Raw genomic sequence first — 18,574 nt, 5'->3', positions numbered from 1 at the left:
ACACCGAAGACCGTTGAACGACGCGTGACGCGTCCTTGTTGCGCCGGGCCGGGCGGCGGGAGCGAGGACTGCCATGGCGCGATCGTCGTTGACCGAGCAACTGGTCGACCTCCGCCGGAGCTACACCGGCGAGAACCTCACCCAGGCCGTGCCCGCGGTGAAGGCCGTGCTGCACGGCCTGCCCGACGACCGGCGCGAACGCGTGGTCGACGCGCTGCACGGCAAGGCCGACGTGCGCGGCCTGTTCCTGCCCGACGCCGAGCACGACGACCAGCGCGCGCTGGAGTGCGTGCTGCTCAAGGCGGGCCTGGACGCCGCCGGGCACCTGCAACTGCGCCCGCCCGCGAGCATGCTGCGGCCGGCGCACGCGTTCCGCACCGTCGAGCCGTTCGCGCACCCCCGCGTGCACCTCACCGAGCACGCCCTCGGGCCGCTGCTGTACGAGCTGCTGCCGCGCCACGACGAGTCGTGGGTCGCGGGGGTGGCCGGCCTGCGCGTCACCCACCACCCGCGGTCGGTGGAGCTGCGGCTGATCGGGCTCGACGCGGCCGTGCACCTGGCGGGCGTGGACGAGCGCGCGTGGGCCGAGGGCATGCGGTACGTGCACAACCTGCTCAAGGGCCGCCGGATGAGCAGCGCGTTCATCGACGGCCCGCTGACCCGGGTGGAGCAGGACCACCTGGACGAGACGCCTTACCCGACCGGCGTGGGCAGCGCGGTGCTGCGCCGCTACCACCTGTTCAGCGCCGCGCCGTGGGTGCGGGCGCTGGTGCAGGGCGACCGGTGGTGGGTCGAGTGGCCCACGAGCCTCGGCGTGCCGAAGATCGCGGACCGGTTGCTGCACCCCGTGTTCGGCCTGCCCGGCTCGGTGGAGGTGCCCAGCGCGGGCGGCGGCCTCGGCCTCTCCACCGGCTGGTACGACCTGTACCTGCGCGAGGTCGAAGCGCCGAACCCCGAGCACGAATCGGCGCTGGCGGCGGCCGAGTGGCCCGAGGGCGTGACGGGGTGGTGGGAGCCGCCGCACGCGGTGCGGTAACCGGCGGGGGAGCGGGTCCGGCGACGGCCGCTTCGTTCGGTGCGGCGGGCGGCGGCCCCGAACCCACCCGACCACCCCGCCCGGTTGGCCGGCGAGCCGGGCAGGGCGGAACCGACACCGCCCGCCGGCCGCCCGGCCCGATCGTGCCGTGCCCGCCTGCCACTGCCGCGCCCCGCCTGGCCTGGCTCGGCCTGGCCTGGCCTGGCCTGGCCCGGCCTGGCCTGGCCTGGCCCGGCCCTGCCCGGCTCTGCCCGGCCCTGCCGCGCCCTGCCCGGCCCGGTCCTGCCCGGCCCCGCCCCGCCCGCCCGGTCCTGCCCAGCCCTCAGCTCTGCCCGGCCTGGTGCGCGCGAAGCCCGGGCGGGCGGTGTCGGGTCGGGTGGAGTCGGTGCGGTCGCCGGGTCGCGCGTCGGCCGGCTGTCCGCTCGGGCCGGTGCGTGAGAAGTTGCCGGGAACCGGTGCGGTAACCGGCGGGCGTGCGATCCCGCGTTCGGCCGATCGCGGCCACCCGAACCGACGAAGTCGGACCCGGTGGCCGTGATCACGGCCCAACCGCGCGGACAGCGCCGGGCCCGCCGGTAGACTGCGGTTTCACGCGACGCGACCGCGTCGAGCCGCCGTCAGAGTGTCAGGAGGACCCCGGTGACCCATCAGGCTGCCGAGGCCCAGCCAGAGGTCACGCCCCGGCGTGTCCTCGTGGCCGAGGACGAAGCCCTCATCCGCCTCGACCTGGTCGAGATGCTCCGCGAGGAGGGGTACGAGGTGGCCGGTCAGGCCGCCGACGGCGACGAGGCGGTCACGCTGGCCACCGAGTTGCGGCCCGACCTGGTCATCATGGACGTGAAGATGCCGAAGGTCGACGGCATCGAGGCCGCGTCGGTGATCGCGGGCAAGCGCATCGCGCCGGTCGTCATCCTCACCGCGTTCAGCCAGCGCGACCTGGTGGAGCGGGCCCGGGACGCGGGCGCGATGGCCTACCTGGTCAAGCCGTTCGCCAAGCGCGACCTGGTGCCCGCCATCGAGTTGGCGATGAGCCGGTTCGCCGAGCTGCAGGCGTTGGAGAACGAGGTCGCCGGGCTCACCGAGCGGCTGGAGACGCGCAAGGTCGTCGAGCGCGCCAAGGGATTGCTGATGACCAAGCAGGGTCTGTCGGAGCCCGAGGCATTCCGCTGGGTGCAGCGCACCGCGATGGACCGCCGCACGACCATGAAGGCCGTCGCGGAAGCCGTCATCGAAAACTTCGGGTGAGTATCACCACTGCGATACCTGTTCGAGTATCGGACGGGTCCCGTTGGTCATTCTTGGTTACTGCGCGCATTGACCTTGTGACCTGCGGCGATTTGAGCTGGATTTGAGGTTGTTAACCGCAGGCGATTTTCCCGTGACTACCGTCACGATGTGGACACAGAGCAGTAAGACCACCTGTTCACCGAGTTCAACTGAAGCTACGTTCCTGCCCTAACCCACGCCCTCGTGTGAGGGCTCCGCCTACCGGCGGGCTGGTTGGTCATGGGAGGTATTCCGGTGTCAGGAGCACGACTCGGCCGAGTTCTGGCGCTGGCGGCGGCTTCGTCGCTGGTGCTCGCGGCTTGCGCTGGAGGCGGCGGCAGTGGCGACGGGGGCGGCGACGTCACCTCGGTCAAGATCGGGTTCATGGGTGACCTCACCGGTGAGAACGCGGCGATCGTGATCCCGCCCCGGAACGGGGCCGTGATGGCGGTCGAGGAGTACAACGCCAAGAACCCCAAGATCAAGATCGAGCTGGTGCCGTACGACAGCCAGGGCAAGGCCGACCAGGCCACCTCGCTGATCACGAAGGCCATCACCCAGGACAAGATCGTCGGCCTCATCGGCCCGGCGTTCTCGGGTGAGTCGAAGGCCATCGGCGGTCAGCTGGAGGAGGGGAAGATCCCCAGCATCTCGCCGTCCGCGACGAACCCCGACCTGGCCAACAACGGCTGGACCTACTGGCACCGCGTCGTGGCGAACGACTCCGACCAGGGCCCCGGCATCGCCGACTTCCTGGTGAAGGCCAAGAGCCCGAAGAAGGCGTTCGTCCTGTCCGACGACCAGGAGTACAGCGTCGGCCTGGCCGACGCCGTCGCCAAGTCGTTCGAGGGCGCCGGTGTCACGGTCGAGCGGGACAAGTTCTCGAAGGACGCGTCCGACTACTCGTCCACGGTCACGAAGGTCGCCGCGGCCAACCCGGACGTCATCGTCTTCGGCGGTTACTACGCGCAGGCCGGCCGCCTGCTCAAGCAGCTCCGCGACGGTGGCGTGAAGACCATCTTCGCCTCCGGTGACGGCTCGCTCGACCAGCAGCTCGTGACCGGCGCCGGCGCCGACGCGGCCGAGGGCGCCGTCCTCGCCTGCCCGTGCAACATCCCGACGTCGGACGTCACGGGCGCGCTGAAGACGTTCTTCGACAACTACAAGAAGAGCGCGAACGTCGACCCGGCGATCTACGCGACCGAGGGCTACGACGCCGCGACCGCCTTCATCAAGGCCGTCGAGGCGGGCAACACCACCGGCGAGAAGATCAACGAGTTCCTCAAGACCGTCAGCTTCGACGGTGTCTCCAAGCCGATCAAGTTCAAGGCGAACGGCGAGCCGGAGAACAACGCGATCTTCATCTACCAGGTGAAGGACGGCAAGGTGAAGCTGCTGGGCGCGGCCGAGTCCGCCAAGCTCGAAGGCTGAGCCGAGACGGAATAGGCAGCAAGCTGGCGCGCTGGGGAGCGGGAGTGTCGTGGGAACGACAGCTCCCGCTCCCCACCCCTATGGCGAAGTTTCTCTCCCCGCCCGTCTCGTGAGGCAAACCTGTCATGCTTGATGATTTCCTCAACCAGTTCCTACCCAGCACGGTGGGCGGACTGGTGTTCGGCTCCATCTACGCGCTCGTCGCCCTCGGCTACACGATGGTCTACGGCGTGCTGCGTCTGATCAACTTCGCGCACTCCGAGATCTTCATGATCGGCACGTTCACGTCGCTCGTGGTGATCACCGCGATCGCACCCGCGTCGCCGCTCACCGGGATCGCCCTGTTCGGCGTGATGCTGTTGATCATCGTGCTGTCCGCTGCGGTATCCGGCGGCGCCGCGGTCCTGCTGGAGCTGGTGGCCTACCGGCCGCTGCGCAGAAAGGGCGCGACCCGGCTCACCGCGCTGATCTCCGCGATCGGCGCGTCGCTGTTCCTCCAAGAGCTGTTCGCGCTGGTCATCATCCCCTGGTTGACCGGCAACGCGGGCCGCAACCAGCAGTCCTCGCCGCGCATCGTCGACCGCGACACGGTGTTCACCATCGGCAACGCGGCCGTCCGCGTCGACCACATCATCGTCGTGGTCGCGGCGGTCATCATGATGATCGCGCTGGACCGCGTGGTGAACCGGACCAAGATCGGTCGCGGCATCCGCGCCACGGCGCAGGACCCCGAGGCCGCCGTCCTCATGGGCGTCAGCATCGACAACATCGTGCGGGTCACCTTCCTGCTCGGCGGCGCGATGGCCGGCGTGGCGGGCGCGCTGTACCTGATGGAGTTCGAGAACACGGTCTTCAACGTCGGTTTCGTGCTCGGCATCAAGGCGTTCACCGCCGCCGTGCTCGGCGGTATCGGCAACCTGCGCGGTGCCCTGCTCGGCGGTATCGTGCTCGGCCTCATCGAGAACTGGGGCGCGATCTTCCTGGGTTCGGAGTGGAAGGACGTGATCGCGTTCACCGTGCTGGTGGTCGTGCTCATGTTCCGGCCGACCGGCATCCTGGGCGAATCCCTGCAGAAGGCCCGCGCATGAAAGGCAACGGAGTGACTGGCAACGCGAATCCGTTGAGGCGCGTGGGCGCCCTGTTCGACGGCGCACGCGACTGGTGGGAACACGCCAAGACCTGGCAGCGGTACCTGGTGTACCTGGGCGCGATCGTCTTCGCGCTGATCCTCCCGGCGCCGTGGATCGGGACGTTCATGTCGCCCGGCTCCGACTGGACGACCGTGCTGATCTACCCGATCGGCACCTACATCCTGCTGGCCGTCGGCCTGAACGTCGTGGTCGGCCAGGCGGGCCTGCTCGACCTCGGTTTCGTCGCGTTCTTCGCCATCGGCGGCTACACGCTCGCCTACTTCGCCACCGAGCACGGCTGGTCCTACTGGCCGACGGTGGTGTTCGGCATCTTCCTGGCGGCCGTGTCGGGCGTGATCCTCGGCGCGCCGACGCTGCGGTTGCGCGGCGACTACCTGGCGATCGTGACGCTCGGCTTCGGTGAGATCATCCGCATCACCGCGAACAACACCGACGAGATCGGTGGCGCGCGCGGCATCACCGGGATCCCGCACCCGGACGACATGCCCTACCTGGGCCTGGAGTTCGGCGTGCTGCCCGCGCCGTACTACTACCTGATCGTGGCCGCCATCGTGCTGGTCATCATCTTCTCGGTGCGGTTGCAGAAGAGCCGCGTGGGTCGCGCGTGGGCGGCGATCCGCGAGGACGAGGACGCGGCCGAGCTGATGGGCGTGCCGACGTTCAAGTTCAAGCTGCTGGCGTTCGCCATCGGCGCGATGATCGGCGGCCTGGCCGGCGGCATCTACGCGGGCAAGGCCGTGTTCATCGAGCCGAACACGTTCCCGTTCATCCTGTCCGCGACCATCCTCGCCGCGGTCGTGCTCGGCGGCTCGGGCAACCTGCCCGGCGTCATGCTCGGCGCGTTCGTCATCGCCTGGCTGCCCGAGCGGTTCCGCGAGGTCGACTGGTTGAAGACGGCGCTCGGCGGCAAGGACCCGGCCGAGTTCCGCATCCTGCTGTTCGGCGGCGTGCTCGTGCTGATGATGGCGTTGCGGCCGGAGGGCCTGCTGCCCTCCCGCAGGCGCAAGGCCGAGCTGCACGAGGGCACCGGCGGCATGGGCACCATGGGCGCCGAGGTCGCGGGTCCGGACACCGAGGTCTCGACGACGGAGGCGGCCAAGTGAGCACTCCCGTCCTTCAGCTGGACAACGTGACCATGCGCTTCGGCGGCGTGGTCGCCCTGCGCGAGGCGAAGATCAGCGTCGGCCAGGGCGAGATCTTCGCCCTGATCGGGCCCAACGGCGCGGGCAAGACCACCGTGTTCAACGTGGTCACCGGCGTCTACCAGCCCACCGAGGGCCAGGTGCTGTTCAACGGCGCGCGGATCGACGGCAGCAAGCGGTTCAAGATCACCAAGATGGGCATCGCCCGCACGTTCCAGAACATCCGGCTGTTCCACAACATGTCGGCGCTGGAGAACGTGATGGTGGGCGCGGACGCGCACCACAAGACCGGTGCGATCGGCGCGACGCTCAACCTGCCCTGGCACCGGAAGGAGGAGCGGCGCGGCCGCGAGCTGGCGCGGGAGCTGCTCGACTTCGTCGGCATCCCCGGCCGGATGACCGAGACCGCGAAGAACCTCCCGTACGGCGACCAGCGGCGGCTGGAGATCGCCCGCGCGCTGGCCACGGACCCGAAGCTGCTCCTGCTCGACGAGCCGGCGGCCGGCATGAACCCGGCCGAGAAGGAGGCGTTGCAGGCGCTGATCCGCAAGATCCGCGACAGCGGCCGGACCGTGCTGCTGATCGAGCACGACATGAGCCTGGTCATGGGCGTCAGCGACCGCGTCGCGGTGCTGGACTTCGGCCAGCTGATCGCAGAAGGGCTCCCGCAAGAGGTGCAGAACAACCCGAAGGTGATCGAGGCGTACCTGGGGGTGTCCGAAGATGCTTCTTGAGCTGAAGGACATCCACGTCCACTACGGCAAGATCGCCGCGATCAAGGGCATCAGCCTGGAGGTCGCGGACGGTGAGATCGTCTCGCTGATCGGCGCGAACGGCGCGGGCAAGACCACCACGCTGAAGACGATCTCCGGGCTGCGCCCGCTGACCAGCGGCCAGGTGCTGTTCAACGGCCAGGACATCTCCAAGATGCCGGGGCACAAGCGGGTCGTCGCGGGCATCGGGCAGTCGCCGGAGGGCCGGGGTGTGTTCCCCGGCATGACGGTGCAGGAGAACCTGCTGATGGGCGCCTACACCCGTCGTGACTCGCTCGACGCCGACCTGGCCGAGGTCTACGAGCTGTTCCCGCGGCTGGCGGAGCGCAAGAACCAGTTCGGCGGCACGATGTCCGGCGGCGAGCAGCAGATGATCGCCATCGGCCGGGCGTTGATGACCAAGCCGAAGGTGCTCCTGCTGGACGAGCCGTCGATGGGCCTCGCGCCCATGCTCATCGCGCAGATCTTCGAGATCATCAAGGAGATCAACCAGCGCGGCACGACCGTGCTGCTGGTCGAGCAGAACGCGCAGCAGGCGCTGAAGCTCTCCGACCGCGCGTACGTGCTGGAGACCGGCCGGGTCGTCAAGAGCGCCCCCGGCCCGGAGCTGCTGGACGACCCCCAGGTGCGTGCGGCGTACCTCGGCGGTCACTGACGGTGACCGGGATCCCGCCGGTCCGGCTACGGCTGGGCCAGCGGGATCTCGGTGCCCGCCTCGTCCTTCATGTCGGTCAGCGTCGGCCCGCCGTAGACGCGCAGGGCCAGCGGCTTCACGTCCCGTGGCACGTCGTAGTAGACGTCGTACTCCAGCCGCACGTTCGCGCCGAGGTCCAGCGACTCCGGCTGCCGCTTGATCGTCATGGCCTGCGAGTCCACCTCGTGCTCGCCGCGGCGGTCGTCCACCAGGACGTGCCGGCGGGCGTTGAACTGCACGCTGCTGCGACCGTTGTTGATCACGCTCATCCGGATCCGGACGAACTGGCCCTTGGCGTGGAACTCGGCGTGGCTGCCGATCAGCGTCGGCATCTCGGTGGTGAGCCCGACCAGCGTGAACGCGGTGTCGCCGTCCGCCGTGGTGGGGATCTTGAGCGGCTTCTCGTCCGGCCGCACGGTCTCCGGGGGCACCGGGTAGGTGGCCGCCGGCGAGGCCGACGTCTCGGGGCCCGCGACCACCGGCGCGTCACCGCACCCGGCCGCCGCCAGCACCACGGCCATCACCGCCACCAGACGCCGCACGTCCACCTCCGCCTCACCCGCTGCACCTCGAATTGCACACCCGCGGGACCCGAATCGCATTTCACCCGATCGGGTCGTTTCGGGTTCACCCCTTCGTGGCTTCCTTGAGGAAGCAGGTCAGCCGGGCCGTGCAGGCGCGCCGCCCCTGCTCGTCGGTGATGACGATCTCGTAGGTGGCGGTGCTGCGACCGCGGTGGATCGGCGTGCACACCCCCGTGACGACACCCTCGGCGACGGCCCGGTGGTGCGTGCACGACAGCTCCAGGCCCACGGCCATCCGCTCCGGGGCGGCGTGCATGGCCGCGGCGACCGAGCCCAGCGTCTCGGCCAGCACCGCGTTCGCGCCGCCGTGCAGCAGCCCGTACGGCTGGCGGTTGCCCTTGACCGGCATCGTCCCGACCAGCCGGTCGGCATCCCATCGGGTGATCTCGATGCCGAGCTTCGTGGTGAGCTGCTCGTGGGCGACGGCCTGGTCGGCGCCGGGCATGTCCTCGGGGGCTGGCGTCACGGGTTGCTCCAGTCGGTGCAGAACTGTCGGACCCCCACCCTAGACTCGCCGCGTGAGCACTTCAGAAGCCTCCCGCCTGCTGCTGGTCGACGGCCACTCCATGGCCTACCGCGCCTTCTTCGCGCTGCCCAAGGAGAACTTCCAGACGGGCACGGGCCAGACCACCAACGCGGTCTACGGCTTCACGTCGATGCTCATCAACCTGCTGCGGGACGAGAAGCCGACGCACATCGCGGTGGCGTTCGACGTCTCGCGCAAGACGTTCCGCACCGAGACCTACGCGGAGTACAAGGCCGGTCGCAGCGAGACGCCGGACGAGTTCCGCGGCCAGGTGAGCCTGATCGAGGACGTGCTGGGCACGCTGAACATCCCGGTGCTGGCCAAGGCCAACTACGAGGCCGACGACCTGATCGCCACGCTGACCACGCAGGCCACGGCGCTGGGCTTCGAGGTGCTGATCTGCACCGGCGACCGCGACGCGTTGCAGCTGGTCACCGACCGGGTGACGGTGCTGTACCCGGTCAAGGGCGTGTCCGAGATGGCCCGCTACACCCCCGAGCTGGTGCTGGAGAAGCAGGGCGTGCCGCCCGAGCTGTACGCCGACTACGCCGCGGTGCGCGGCGACTCGTCGGACAACCTGCCGAACACCCCCGGCGTCGGCCCGAAGACGATCGTGAAGCTGCTCACCCAGTTCGGCTCGCTGAACGGCCTGATCGACCACGTCGACGAGGTGCCGGGCAAGGTCGGCGAGGCGCTGCGGGCCAACCTGGCCAACATCATGCTGAACCGGCAGCTCACCGAGCTGGTGCGGGACGTGGAGCTGCCCGTGGGCCCGGCCGACCTCCAGGCCCGGCCGTGGGACCGGGACGCGGTGCACCGGCTGTTCGACGAGCTGGAGTTCCGGGTGCTGCGGGACCGGCTGTTCTCCACCCTGTCCACCGCCGAGCCGGAGGCCGACGAGGGCTTCGCGGTCCGCGGCGGCGAGGTGCCCGCGGGCGGGGTGGCGGCCTGGCTCGACGCGCACGCGCGGTCCGGCCGGGTCGGCGTGGCCTTCCGCGCCGCGAACGGCGACCTGGAGGGCCTGGCGCTGGCCGCGGTCGGCGGCGAGGGCGGGTACGTCGAGGTCGCGTCGCTGACCGAGGCGGACGAGAACGCGCTGGCCGCGTGGCTGGCCGACGAGTCGGTGGCGAAGGCGGCGCACGACCTGAAGCTGCCGCTGCGGGCGTTGCGGGCGCGCGGCTGGCGGCTGCGCGGCGTGACCAGCGACACCGCGCTGGCCGCCTACCTGGTGCGGCCGGGCCAGCGGTCGTTCGCGCTGGACGACCTGGCGCTGCGCTACCTCAAGCGGGAGCTGCGCGCCGAGGAGCCCGACGACGGGCAGCTCTCGCTGCTCGCCGACGAGGCCGAGGAGCGGCAGAAGACGGCGCAGGCGGCGATCGTGCGGGCGTTCGCGGTGGCGGAGCTGGCCGACGCGCTGGACGCGGAGCTGGTGGCCACCGGCCAGGAGTCGCTGCTGGCGACCCTGGAGCTGCCGCTGATGATGGTGCTGGACGAGGTGGAGGCGGTCGGCATCGCGATCGACGCCGAGCACCTGGCCGCGCTGGAGGCGCACTTCGCGGCGGGCGTGAAGCAGGCCGCGCAGGACGCGTACTCGGTGATCGGCAAGGAGATCAACCTCGGCTCGCCCAAGCAGTTGCAGACCGTGCTGTTCGACGAGCTGCAGATGCCGAAGACGAAGAAGACCAAGACCGGGTACACGACGGACGCGGACGCGCTGCAGAACCTGCTGGAGGCCACCCAACACCCGTTCCTCCAGCACCTGCTCGCGCACCGGGACGTGACCAGGCTGAAGTCGACCGTCGACGGGCTGCTCAAGTCGGTGGCCGACGACGGCCGCATCCACACCACGTTCCACCAGACGATCGCGGCGACGGGGCGGCTGTCGTCCACCGACCCGAACCTCCAGAACATCCCGATCCGCACCGACGAGGGCAGGCGCATCCGCGAGGCGTTCGTGGTCGGGCCGGGCTTCGCCGAGCTGATGACGGCGGACTACAGCCAGATCGAGATGCGGATCATGGCGCACCTGTCCGAGGACGAGGGCCTGATCGAGGCGTTCCGCAGCGGCGAGGACCTGCACACGTTCGTCGCGTCCCGGGCGTTCTCGGTGCCGACCTCGGAGGTCACCGCCGAGCAGCGCCGCCGGGTCAAGGCCATGTCGTACGGCCTGGCGTACGGGTTGTCCGAGTACGGGCTCGCCCAGCAGCTGCGGATCTCGGCGGCCGAGGCGCGGGAGCAGAAGGAGGCGTACTTCGCCCGGTTCGGCGGGGTGCGCGACTACCTGCACGCGGTGGTGGAGGACGCGCGGAAGAAGGGCTACACCGAGACGATCCTCGGCCGCCGGCGCTACCTGCCCGACCTGACCAGCGACAACCGCCAGCGCCGCGAGATGGCCGAGCGGATGGCGTTGAACGCGCCGATCCAGGGCAGCGCGGCGGACATCATCAAGGTGGCGATGCTCGGCGTGTTCCGCGCGCTGGAGGCGTCGGGCCTGCGGTCGCGGATGCTGCTGCAGGTGCACGACGAACTGGTGCTGGAGATCGCCGAGGGCGAGCGGGAGCAGGTCGAGTCGCTGGTGCGCGCGCAGATGGGCGGCGCCTACGAGCTGTCGGTGGAGCTGGAGGTCTCGGTGGGCGTCGGCCGTTCCTGGGACGCCGCCGCCCACTGAGCCCCGCTGTCCGGCCGCGTGGTCGGGGGAGGGTCAGTCGAGGTAGCAGTACCAGCTGTACCCGTCCCACTCGTCGCGGAAATCGGGCTTGGCCCATTGTTCGCGGTACTGCCACTGGCAGGCGGCGCTCATGTTGATGTCCACCAGGCCGCCGTCCTGCTCGACGCAGCGCCAGTCCCAGACGGTGCCGGGGTCGAGCAGGGTGAGGTCCCGGTGGCCGAACGCGACGCAGAACTGGGCGAGGTCCACCCCGCCCAGCTCCGTGCGCTGCTCGTCGGGCGGGTCGGGCGGGGTGGTCGCGGCCGCCGCGCCCGCCGCCGTGCCGAGCGCGAACGCCACCCCGAGCGCCGCCGCCAGTGCCCTCGCTGCCCTCGCCATCAGGGGTCCTCCTTCGCCGTCGGGTCCGGGTTCCCGACCCTAGGAGGCACATTTCCGTGCCGGCAATTCCCGAATGGAGTGCACGCGAAGATATCCGATGGAGTGCGATAATTCACCGGAAAGGGAGTCCTCATTCCGGTGGTGCGCACGAATGGTGACGGAATGCCGCTCCGGTGCCCGGTGCGGGCGTCACCGCCAGGGGCGCCGGCCTTCGTCGTCGCGGTGCTTCCCCGCCTCAGGCACGTGACGGGCGCAGCGGCGTGACCCGCACGTCGCGCGCGGTCAGCTCGGCCCCGCACCCCTCGCACGCCACGTGCACGCCGACGCCGCCGCCGCAGGCCCGGTGGTTCAGGTCGAACGACGGGCCCTCGGGCGGCGACATCCAGCGGTCGCCCCACTTCCGCAGCGCCATCAGCACGGGGTAGAGGTCCAGGCCCTTCTCGGTGAGCCGGTACTCGTAGCGCGTCCGCACGTCCTTGTACGCCTCGCGGCGCAGGATGCCCTCCTCGACCAGCGTGCCCAGCCGCTCGGTGAGCACGCTGCGGGAGATGTCCATCGCGGTCTGGAAGTCCTCGAACCGCCGCGTGCCCAGGAACGCCTGCCTCAGCAGCAGCAACGTCCACCGCTCGCCCAGCAGGGCGGCGGGCAACGACACGGTGCACAGCTCGTCGGCAACCTTCACGTGGGCCATGTCCACCGACGATACCCCTTGCGTTCGGAAAACGTACCCAGCTAGGGTTCGGAATCCGAACTCAGGGGGTCGTTCGTCATGAGGGTCCGCGAACTGCACGCCGCCGAGGCGGGCCGCGCCGTCGACGCCGTGTTCCACGGCCTGTCCGCGCGCAGCCGCTACCTGCGCTTCCACGCCCCGGTGCCGCGGCTCACCGCCGAGATGCGCCGCCGCCTCACCGACCTCGACGGCCGGCGCAAGGTCGCGGTCGTCGCCGAGTGCCGCCGCGCGCCGATCGGCATCGCCCGCCTGATCGCCACCGGCGACGACACCGCCGAGATCGCGCTCGCCGTGGTGGACCCGTGGCAGCGCAGGGGCGTCGGCACCCGGCTCATCACCGAACTGGGCCGGCTCGCCACGGACCTGCGCTACACCGAGCTGCACGGCGACGTGCTGGGGGAGAACGAGCCGATGCTGCGCCTGGTCGGGCGCGTGTTCCCCGGCGCGCGCCTGGTCCGGGAGGAGGACGACGTGATCCGGGTCAGCTACCCGCTGACGTTCGAGCTGACCCACGAGGAGCTGGTGGCGGACCTGCGGTGGTGAGGGGCGGCAGTCGGGCTTGACGCCCTCCGGCCCGCGCGGGATAGCGTGTGGAAAACGCTTACCAGGAGGCTGGCATGGCACGGAGGCGTTACGCGGTCGTGGGCGCCGGCGCGCGGGCCGAGCTGCACGTCGACGCCGTCGTCGGACACCCCGGGCAGGGCGAGCTGGTCGCGTTCTGCGACGTCAACCCCGTCCGCATGGCCGCGCACAACGCGCGCCTCGACCGGCCCGTGCCGACCTACGCCGCCGGCGACTTCCTCCGGATGATCGAGGCCGAACGGGTGGACGTGGTCGTCGTCTGCACCGTCGACCGCCACCACGACACCTACATCGTCGAGGCGCTGGACGCGGGCTGCGACGTCATCACCGAGAAGCCCATGACCGTCGACGAGGCCGGCGCGGGCAAGGTCTTCGACGCCGTCGAGCGCACCGGCGGCCGGGTCACCGTCACGTTCAACTACCGGTACAACCCGGTCCACGAGAAGGTCCGCGAGCTGCTGGCGGGCGGCGCGGTCGGCGAGATCGGCTCGGTGCACTTCGAGTGGCTGCTCGACGTCCGCCACGGCGCCGACTACTTCCGCCGCTGGCACCGCGACAAGGCCAACTCCGGCGGCCTGGCGGTGCACAAGGCCACGCACCACTTCGACCTCCTCAACTGGTGGGTCGGCTCGACGCCCGAGGTCGTCTACGCCCACGGCCGGCTGTTCTTCTACGGCGACGAGAACGGCAGGCGCCACGGCAACCACCGCCCCTACGACCGGGTGCACGGTTCGCCGGAGGCGCTGGACGACCCGTTCGCGCTGCACGTCGAGCGCGACGACTGGCTGCGCCGGCTCTACCTCGACGCCGAGCACGAGGACGGCTACGTCCGCGACCGGAACCCGTTCGCGCCGGGTGTGTCCATTGAGGACGACATCTCGGTGCTGCTGCGCTACGCCGACGGGACCAACCTGACCTACCACCTCACGGCCTACTCGCCGTGGGAGGGCTACCGGCTGATGGTCAACGGCAGCCGCGGCCGGCTGGAGCTGGAGGTGGTGGAGAACAGCTGGGTCGGCGGGCAGCAGCCGGCCGTGCACGGCAAGGAGGCCAACCCCGAGGAGGGGCACGTCCGGCTGACCGTGCAGCCGCTGTTCGGACGAGCGGAGGAGATCCCCCTGGAGGGGTCCGACGGCGTCGGGCACGGCGGCGCGGACGCGCGGATGACCGAGGTGCTCTACGGGCCGCCGGGGCAGCCCGACCCGCTGGGCCGCCGGGCCACGCACCGCGACGGCCTGCTGTCGCTGGTCGCCGGGTTCGCGGCCAACCGCAGCCTGGAGACCGGGCGGCCCGTGCGCGTGGCGGAGTTGTTCGACGGCGGTTGGCGGTAGCCTGGCCGGGTGCCGCTCCTGGGACCAGCCGACGAGTTGCCGCACCCGCCGCGCCGGGTGCTCGTCACGGGCACGTCCGGCTCCGGCAAGACGACCCTGGCGGGTTCCGTCGCGCGCGCCCTCGGTCTGTCCTATGTGGAGATGGACTCGCTGTACCACGGTCCACAGTGGACCCCCAGGGCGGAGTTCCTCGCCGACGTGCGCCGGTTCGTCAAGGGCGACGCGTGGGCCACGGAGTGGCAGTACAGCCTGGCCCGGCCGCTGCTCCTGGAGCACGCCGACACGCTGGTCTGGCTGGACCACCCGCGGCACGTGGTGATGCGCCGGGTCACCGTGCGGACGGTGCGGCGCCGGATCCGCCGCGAGGAGCTGTGGAACGGCAACGTCGAACCACCGCTGCGCACGGTGTTCACCGATCCCGAACACCTGCTGCGGTGGGCCTGGAGGTCGCACGCCCGCACCGGCGAGCGGGTCCGCGAGGTGCTCGGGGGAGCGCACGCGGACCGGCTGGCGGTGGTGCGGCTGCGCGGGCAGCGTGAGGTCGACCAATGGTGGTCCGGCCCGCTGCGGCGGGCCGCGGAGCGCGGCGAGGAGTCGGTGCGATGAGCGAGCGGACGGCGTTGGTGCTGGGCGGCACGGGGATGCTCAAGGGGTGCGCGGACGAGTTGGTCGCGCAGGGGTGGCGGGTGGTCCTGCCCTGCCGGCGGCCCGAGGGGGTGCTGGGCAGCGCGGCGACGGCGGCCCTGCGCGGGCGCGGCCACGTGCCGCGGCAGCGGGTGGCGGTGGCCGCCGACTGGACCAGACCCGACGAGCTGGCCGACCGCGTCCGGGCGGTGGTGGACGGGCCGGCCGACCTGCTGGTCGCCTGGGTGCACGCGAGCTACCGGGAACCGGTGCTGCGGGCCGTCGCGCCCCTGCTCGCGCCGGGCGCGCCGGTGGTCGAGGTGCACGACAGCGGCGCCATCCAGCCGGTGCGGGGCGTGTCCGACCCGGTGCTGGAGGGCCACCCGACGCAGCAGGTCGTGCTGGGCTTCACCCGGCACGGCGGCGGCACCCGCTGGCTCAGCCACGAGGAGGCGTCGGTCGGCGTGCTGGAGGCGGTGCGGCGGGCCCTGGACGGCCGTCCGCCGTCGGTGCACCAGGTGGGCGAGGTGGACACCTGGGTCATGCGGCACTAGTCCGACCGCAGGCCCCGGACCAGCGACAACACCGATTCGCGCACGTCGGCCAGGCTGCGCTCGGGCTGGAACACCTGCCAGTCCAGCGCGGTCACCAGCAGCGTGCCGAACAACGCCGCCGACGCCGTGCCCACCTGCACGCCCCCGGGCAGCCGCCCGGCGTCGGCCAGGCGCTGCACCTGGCCGCGCACGATGGACACGATGTCGTCGCGCAGCAGGCTCAACGTGCCGTGCCACTGGCCCGGCGTGCGCCACAGCTCCGACACCAGCAGCTGCCCGAACGCCGGGTACTCGGCGAAGAACCCGAGCATCCCGTCCACCAGCGACGCCATCGCGGCGGACGTGTCGTCCTCCTCCTCGGCCGCGCGCAGCCGCGCGGCCAGGAGGTCCACCCCGTGCCGCAGCAGCGCGTCGACCAGCGCGTCCTTGCTGGCGAAGTTGTAGTAGACGGTGCCCTTCGCCACGCCCGCCTCGGCGGCGATCTCGTCCACCGTGACGCTCGCCGCGCCCCGCTCGCCGACCAGCCGCAGCGCGGCGTCGAACAGCTTCTGCTTGGTCACGGCGGTGCGGCCGGGCCGCGGGCCGGTCACAGCACCAGTTCGGGTTTGAGGCGGGTGGGCGTCCACACCCGCTGCTTGTACGCGGCGAGCGTCGTCAAGGCAAGGGCCGCCACCAGGTACCCCGCGAGGACGAGCGCGTCCCGGCCCACACCGCCCAGCGAGCCCCCGTACATGAGGTGCCGCAGGCCGTCCACCGCGTAGCCCATGGGCAGCCCGTAGTGCAGCGGGTACAGCGGCACGGGGATCGTCTGCCACGGGAACGTGCCGCCCGCGCTCACCAGCTGCAGGATCAGCAGCACCAGGCCGATGAACTTGCCGACCGCGCCGAACAGGGCGTTCAGCGCGTGCAGCACGGCCACGAACGTCGCCGACACCAGCAGCAGGAACGCCAGCGCGCCCACCGGGTTCGCCGGCCGGATGTCCACCACCAGCGTGACCACCGCGTACATCACCACGACCTGCGCCGCGCCCAGCAGCACGCCCGGCAGCCAGCCGCCCACCGCGACCCGCAACGGCGACCGGCCGGCCGCGAGCCCGCGCCGCGACAGCGGTCGCAGCAGCAGGAACAGCACGAACGCGCCGATCCAGGTCGCCAGGCCGAGGAAGAACGGCGCGAGCCCGGCGCCGTAGCTGCCCGCCGAGGTCTGGCTCACCCCGCGCACGTTCACCGGGTCGCCGATGGTCTGCGCGGTCGACTCGCGGGTCGGGTCGTCCGGGTTCGGGATCTGCGAGACGCCCTCGTTCAGCCCGTCGCGCAGCCGGTTCGCGCCGTCCACGAGCTGCGCCTCGCCGTCCCGCAGCCGCACCGCGCCGTCGCGGACCTGCGCCGCCCCCGACGACACCTGCGCCGCGCCGTCGTTCAGCTGGGTGATGGCGCTGGTGAGCGCCGGCGTGCTCGCGGCGAGCTGCGCCGCGCCGTCGGACACCTGCCGCGCGCCGTCGGCCAGCGCGCGCAGCTGCCCGGCCGTGCCCTGAACCTTGCCGTTGGCCTCGTCCAGGGGGCGGCGGGCCTCGCCCAGGGCACCGAGCACGCGCTGCACCTGCTCCTCGGTGAACCCGAGCGCGCGCAGCCTGGTCGCCACGTCGCCGTTGACCGCGTCCAGCCGGTTGACCAGGTCCTGCGCCTTGGCGGCGTAGTCCTCGGCGGTCCGGGCGACGGTCTCGTTGCCGTCGGCGACCTGCTTGGCCCCGGACGCGAGCTGCTGGGACCGGACCGGCAGGTCGGCCGTCGAGTCGCGCAGCCGGGTCAGGCCCGACGCGAGCTGCGCGGCGCCGTCGGCCAGGGGCGCCGTGCCGTCGGCGAGCTGCTGCGCGCCGGTGTACGCGTCCTGCTGGCCCGAGGCGAGCCTGGTCGCGCCGTCGGCGGCCTCGGCGGTCTTCTGCCGGATGGTGGAGAAGCCGAGCAGCAGCTTGTCCGCGGCCTCCGCGCCCACCTTCACCGACACCGACCGGCGCACCTCGGCCACGACCTGGTTGGCGATGGTCGAGCCGAGGTAGTTGTTCGCGTCGTTGGTCGTCAGCACGATGACGCCCTGCCGGGGCGTGAAGTCGCCCGACGACAGCAGCGACTTGGAGAAGTCCGAGGGCAGGGTCAGCGCGAACGTGTAGGCGCCGTTGCGCACGCCGTCCTCGGCCTGCTCGGCGTCGACCCGGCGCCAGTCGAACCGGTCGCCCCGGACCAGCTCGTCGGCGACCTGCTCGCCCGCGTCCAGGCGGGTGCCGTCGCTCGCGGTCGCGCCCTCGTCCTCCACGACCAGGGCCGCGGGCACCTGGTTGAGGTGCGCGTACGGGTCCTTGTTGGCGTACAGGTACAGCGCCGCGTACAGCAGCGGCACCAGGACCAGCGCCAGCACGGCGAGCTTGGGCAGCTTGCCGGAGGTGACGCGGCGCAGCTCGTTGAACGCCATCCGCACGGAGGTCACTCGGGCTCCTCGTTGTCCGCGCCGATCCGCGCGACGGGCACGTCGAGCACGGCGGCGCTGGTGGTGGTGCACAGGGCGACGACGGACCGGTCGGGCGTGACGTGCCGGCGGGCCAGCCCGACCCACCCCTCCGGGTCGCCGTGGTAGCGGTCGGGGCTGTCCAGCACGAGGGTGGTCGCGCCGGGGCGGCCGGCGGCCAGCTCCAGCATCAGCGCGCACCGCGTGGCGGCCGGGACCTGCTCGAACCGCGCGTCCAGGTGCTCGTCCGCGCCCCGCTCGACCAGCCAGTCGGCCACCGCCTTGCGGCCGCTGCGCGCACCGTTGACGGCCAGCTCCTCGCCGACCACGGCGGCCAGGGTCAGGGCGGGCTCGGGCTCGCTGACGCCGGGGGAGTCGACCAGCACGACGTGCTCGCGCAACTCGGCGGCCGACGGCGTGACGGTGCCGGTGGTCGGGTGCATGCGGCCGGAGAGCACCAGGCCGAGCGCGGTCTGCCCGGCCCCCGGCTCGCCCGCCACCAGCACCAGCCGACCCGGCTCGACCAGCAGCGACGTCGGCTTGAGCAGCGGGCCGTGCGGCCCGGTGACGCCGACGCGCCGAGCGTGGATGCGCACCGTGCGAC

Annotated in this window: 19 protein-coding genes; 12 read left to right on the top strand and 7 right to left on the bottom strand. The window is 71.6% G+C overall.

The window, feature by feature from the left end; genetic code table 11:
- The first annotated feature begins 73 nt into the window (after window positions 1–73).
- The 7 genes from ACFXGA_RS05610 (at window position 74) to ACFXGA_RS05580 (ending at window position 7,454) form a co-directional block, all read left to right on the top strand.
- Window positions 74–1,036 (top strand): hypothetical protein, encoded by a 963-nt coding sequence (locus ACFXGA_RS05610; RefSeq protein ID WP_378084670.1) that lies wholly within the window; start codon window positions 74–76, stop codon window positions 1,034–1,036.
- A gap of 639 nt (window positions 1,037–1,675) precedes the next feature.
- The gene (locus tag ACFXGA_RS05605) at window positions 1,676–2,281 is read left to right on the top strand and encodes an ANTAR domain-containing response regulator (RefSeq protein ID WP_378084669.1); all 606 of its coding nucleotides are present in this window, start codon (window positions 1,676–1,678) and stop codon (window positions 2,279–2,281) included.
- Window positions 2,282–2,557: 276 nt separating this feature from the next.
- On the top strand, window positions 2,558–3,733 hold the full coding sequence (locus ACFXGA_RS05600; RefSeq protein WP_378084668.1) for a branched-chain amino acid ABC transporter substrate-binding protein: 1,176 nt from the start codon (window positions 2,558–2,560) through the stop codon (window positions 3,731–3,733).
- A 125-nt stretch (window positions 3,734–3,858) separates the two neighbouring features.
- Window positions 3,859–4,821, top strand: coding sequence for a branched-chain amino acid ABC transporter permease (locus ACFXGA_RS05595; protein ID WP_378084666.1), 963 nt, complete (start codon window positions 3,859–3,861; stop codon window positions 4,819–4,821).
- Window positions 4,818–5,987, top strand: a complete 1,170-nt coding sequence (locus ACFXGA_RS05590; protein WP_378084664.1) for a branched-chain amino acid ABC transporter permease — start codon at window positions 4,818–4,820, stop codon at window positions 5,985–5,987. Before ACFXGA_RS05595 ends, ACFXGA_RS05590 begins: the two co-directional genes overlap by 4 nt.
- A gap of 32 nt (window positions 5,988–6,019) precedes the next feature.
- The gene (locus ACFXGA_RS05585) at window positions 6,020–6,760 is read left to right on the top strand and encodes an ABC transporter ATP-binding protein (RefSeq protein ID WP_378084727.1); all 741 of its coding nucleotides are present in this window, start codon (window positions 6,020–6,022) and stop codon (window positions 6,758–6,760) included.
- A complete protein-coding gene (locus tag ACFXGA_RS05580) occupies window positions 6,750–7,454 on the top strand; it encodes an ABC transporter ATP-binding protein (protein ID WP_378084662.1) in 705 nt (234 codons plus the stop codon). Before ACFXGA_RS05585 ends, ACFXGA_RS05580 begins: the two co-directional genes overlap by 11 nt.
- Window positions 7,455–7,480: 26 nt before the next feature.
- Here the strand turns inward: ACFXGA_RS05580 and ACFXGA_RS05575 are convergent, their stop codons facing one another.
- A complete protein-coding gene (locus ACFXGA_RS05575) occupies window positions 7,481–8,035 on the bottom strand; it encodes a DUF4352 domain-containing protein (RefSeq protein WP_378084660.1) in 555 nt (184 codons plus the stop codon).
- 85 nt (window positions 8,036–8,120) lie between these two features.
- Window positions 8,121–8,522 carry a hotdog fold thioesterase gene (locus ACFXGA_RS05570; protein ID WP_378084726.1) on the bottom strand — a complete coding sequence of 134 codons (402 nt, stop codon included), beginning with the start codon at window positions 8,520–8,522 and terminating at the stop codon, window positions 8,121–8,123.
- Window positions 8,523–8,595: 73 nt separating this feature from the next.
- On the opposite strand from ACFXGA_RS05570, the gene polA reads away from it, so the two are divergent.
- The gene (polA, locus tag ACFXGA_RS05565) at window positions 8,596–11,271 is read left to right on the top strand and encodes a DNA polymerase I (protein ID WP_378084658.1); all 2,676 of its coding nucleotides are present in this window, start codon (window positions 8,596–8,598) and stop codon (window positions 11,269–11,271) included.
- Between the two features lie 33 nt (window positions 11,272–11,304).
- Here the strand turns inward: polA and ACFXGA_RS05560 are convergent, their stop codons facing one another.
- Window positions 11,305–11,649 (bottom strand): hypothetical protein, encoded by a 345-nt coding sequence (locus ACFXGA_RS05560; RefSeq protein WP_378084656.1) that lies wholly within the window; start codon window positions 11,647–11,649, stop codon window positions 11,305–11,307.
- A 235-nt stretch (window positions 11,650–11,884) separates the two neighbouring features.
- The gene (locus tag ACFXGA_RS05555; RefSeq protein WP_378084654.1) at window positions 11,885–12,340 is read right to left on the bottom strand and encodes a winged helix-turn-helix transcriptional regulator; all 456 of its coding nucleotides are present in this window, start codon (window positions 12,338–12,340) and stop codon (window positions 11,885–11,887) included.
- Window positions 12,341–12,418: 78 nt separating this feature from the next.
- On the opposite strand from ACFXGA_RS05555, the gene ACFXGA_RS05550 reads away from it, so the two are divergent.
- The 4 genes from ACFXGA_RS05550 to ACFXGA_RS05535 all read left to right on the top strand — a co-directional run bounded on the left by ACFXGA_RS05550 (window position 12,419) and on the right by ACFXGA_RS05535 (window position 15,470).
- Window positions 12,419–12,922 (top strand): GNAT family N-acetyltransferase, encoded by a 504-nt coding sequence (locus ACFXGA_RS05550; protein WP_378084652.1) that lies wholly within the window; start codon window positions 12,419–12,421, stop codon window positions 12,920–12,922.
- A 74-nt stretch (window positions 12,923–12,996) separates the two neighbouring features.
- Window positions 12,997–14,292: a Gfo/Idh/MocA family protein gene (locus tag ACFXGA_RS05545; protein WP_378084650.1), complete on the top strand. Its 1,296-nt coding sequence runs from the start codon at window positions 12,997–12,999 to the stop codon at window positions 14,290–14,292.
- Between the two features lie 9 nt (window positions 14,293–14,301).
- Window positions 14,302–14,898 (top strand): AAA family ATPase, encoded by a 597-nt coding sequence (locus ACFXGA_RS05540; protein ID WP_378084648.1) that lies wholly within the window; start codon window positions 14,302–14,304, stop codon window positions 14,896–14,898.
- Complete coding sequence (locus ACFXGA_RS05535) at window positions 14,895–15,470, top strand: hypothetical protein (protein ID WP_378084646.1); 576 nt, start codon at window positions 14,895–14,897, stop codon at window positions 15,468–15,470. The genes ACFXGA_RS05540 and ACFXGA_RS05535 overlap by 4 nt, the downstream gene beginning before the upstream one ends.
- On the opposite strand, the gene ACFXGA_RS05530 is transcribed toward ACFXGA_RS05535, so the two are convergent.
- Genes ACFXGA_RS05530 through ACFXGA_RS05520 form a run of 3 tightly spaced genes read right to left on the bottom strand, consistent with a single transcriptional unit; the run spans window position 15,467 to window position 18,566 of the window.
- On the bottom strand, window positions 15,467–16,060 hold the full coding sequence (locus tag ACFXGA_RS05530) for a TetR/AcrR family transcriptional regulator (protein ID WP_378084644.1): 594 nt from the start codon (window positions 16,058–16,060) through the stop codon (window positions 15,467–15,469). The two genes, ACFXGA_RS05535 and ACFXGA_RS05530, sit on opposite strands and share 4 nt — an antisense overlap.
- Window positions 16,057–17,952 (bottom strand): YhgE/Pip family protein, encoded by a 1,896-nt coding sequence (locus ACFXGA_RS05525; protein WP_378084643.1) that lies wholly within the window; start codon window positions 17,950–17,952, stop codon window positions 16,057–16,059. The genes ACFXGA_RS05530 and ACFXGA_RS05525 overlap by 4 nt, the downstream gene beginning before the upstream one ends.
- Complete coding sequence (locus ACFXGA_RS05520; RefSeq protein WP_378084641.1) at window positions 17,949–18,566, bottom strand: hypothetical protein; 618 nt, start codon at window positions 18,564–18,566, stop codon at window positions 17,949–17,951. The genes ACFXGA_RS05525 and ACFXGA_RS05520 overlap by 4 nt, the downstream gene beginning before the upstream one ends.
- Window positions 18,567–18,574 lie beyond the last annotated feature (8 nt).

Source organism: Actinosynnema sp. NPDC059335 (assembly GCF_042752395.1).
Classification (GTDB): domain Bacteria; phylum Actinomycetota; class Actinomycetes; order Mycobacteriales; family Pseudonocardiaceae; genus Actinosynnema.
The sequence above is the reverse complement of the archived record's forward strand: the minus strand, read 5'-3'. Positions and strand labels throughout refer to the sequence as shown.

What these genes read in the sequence shown, in the direction of transcription:
- ACFXGA_RS05610 (WP_378084670.1), top strand. Translation starts at nt 74, where the DNA reads ATGGCGCGATCGTCGTTGACCGAGCAACTGGTCGACCTCCGCCGGAGC.
- ACFXGA_RS05595 (WP_378084666.1), top strand. Translation starts at nt 3,859, where the DNA reads ATGCTTGATGATTTCCTCAACCAGTTCCTACCCAGCACGGTGGGCGGA.
- ACFXGA_RS05590 (WP_378084664.1), top strand. Translation starts at nt 4,818, where the DNA reads ATGAAAGGCAACGGAGTGACTGGCAACGCGAATCCGTTGAGGCGCGTG.
- ACFXGA_RS05585 (WP_378084727.1), top strand. Translation starts at nt 6,020, where the DNA reads ATGCGCTTCGGCGGCGTGGTCGCCCTGCGCGAGGCGAAGATCAGCGTC.
- ACFXGA_RS05580 (WP_378084662.1), top strand. Translation starts at nt 6,750, where the DNA reads ATGCTTCTTGAGCTGAAGGACATCCACGTCCACTACGGCAAGATCGCC.
- ACFXGA_RS05570 (WP_378084726.1), bottom strand. Translation starts at nt 8,522, where the DNA reads ATGCCCGGCGCCGACCAGGCCGTCGCCCACGAGCAGCTCACCACGAAG.
- ACFXGA_RS05560 (WP_378084656.1), bottom strand. Translation starts at nt 11,649, where the DNA reads ATGGCGAGGGCAGCGAGGGCACTGGCGGCGGCGCTCGGGGTGGCGTTC.
- ACFXGA_RS05555 (WP_378084654.1), bottom strand. Translation starts at nt 12,340, where the DNA reads ATGGCCCACGTGAAGGTTGCCGACGAGCTGTGCACCGTGTCGTTGCCC.
- ACFXGA_RS05550 (WP_378084652.1), top strand. Translation starts at nt 12,419, where the DNA reads ATGAGGGTCCGCGAACTGCACGCCGCCGAGGCGGGCCGCGCCGTCGAC.
- ACFXGA_RS05545 (WP_378084650.1), top strand. Translation starts at nt 12,997, where the DNA reads ATGGCACGGAGGCGTTACGCGGTCGTGGGCGCCGGCGCGCGGGCCGAG.
- ACFXGA_RS05535 (WP_378084646.1), top strand. Translation starts at nt 14,895, where the DNA reads ATGAGCGAGCGGACGGCGTTGGTGCTGGGCGGCACGGGGATGCTCAAG.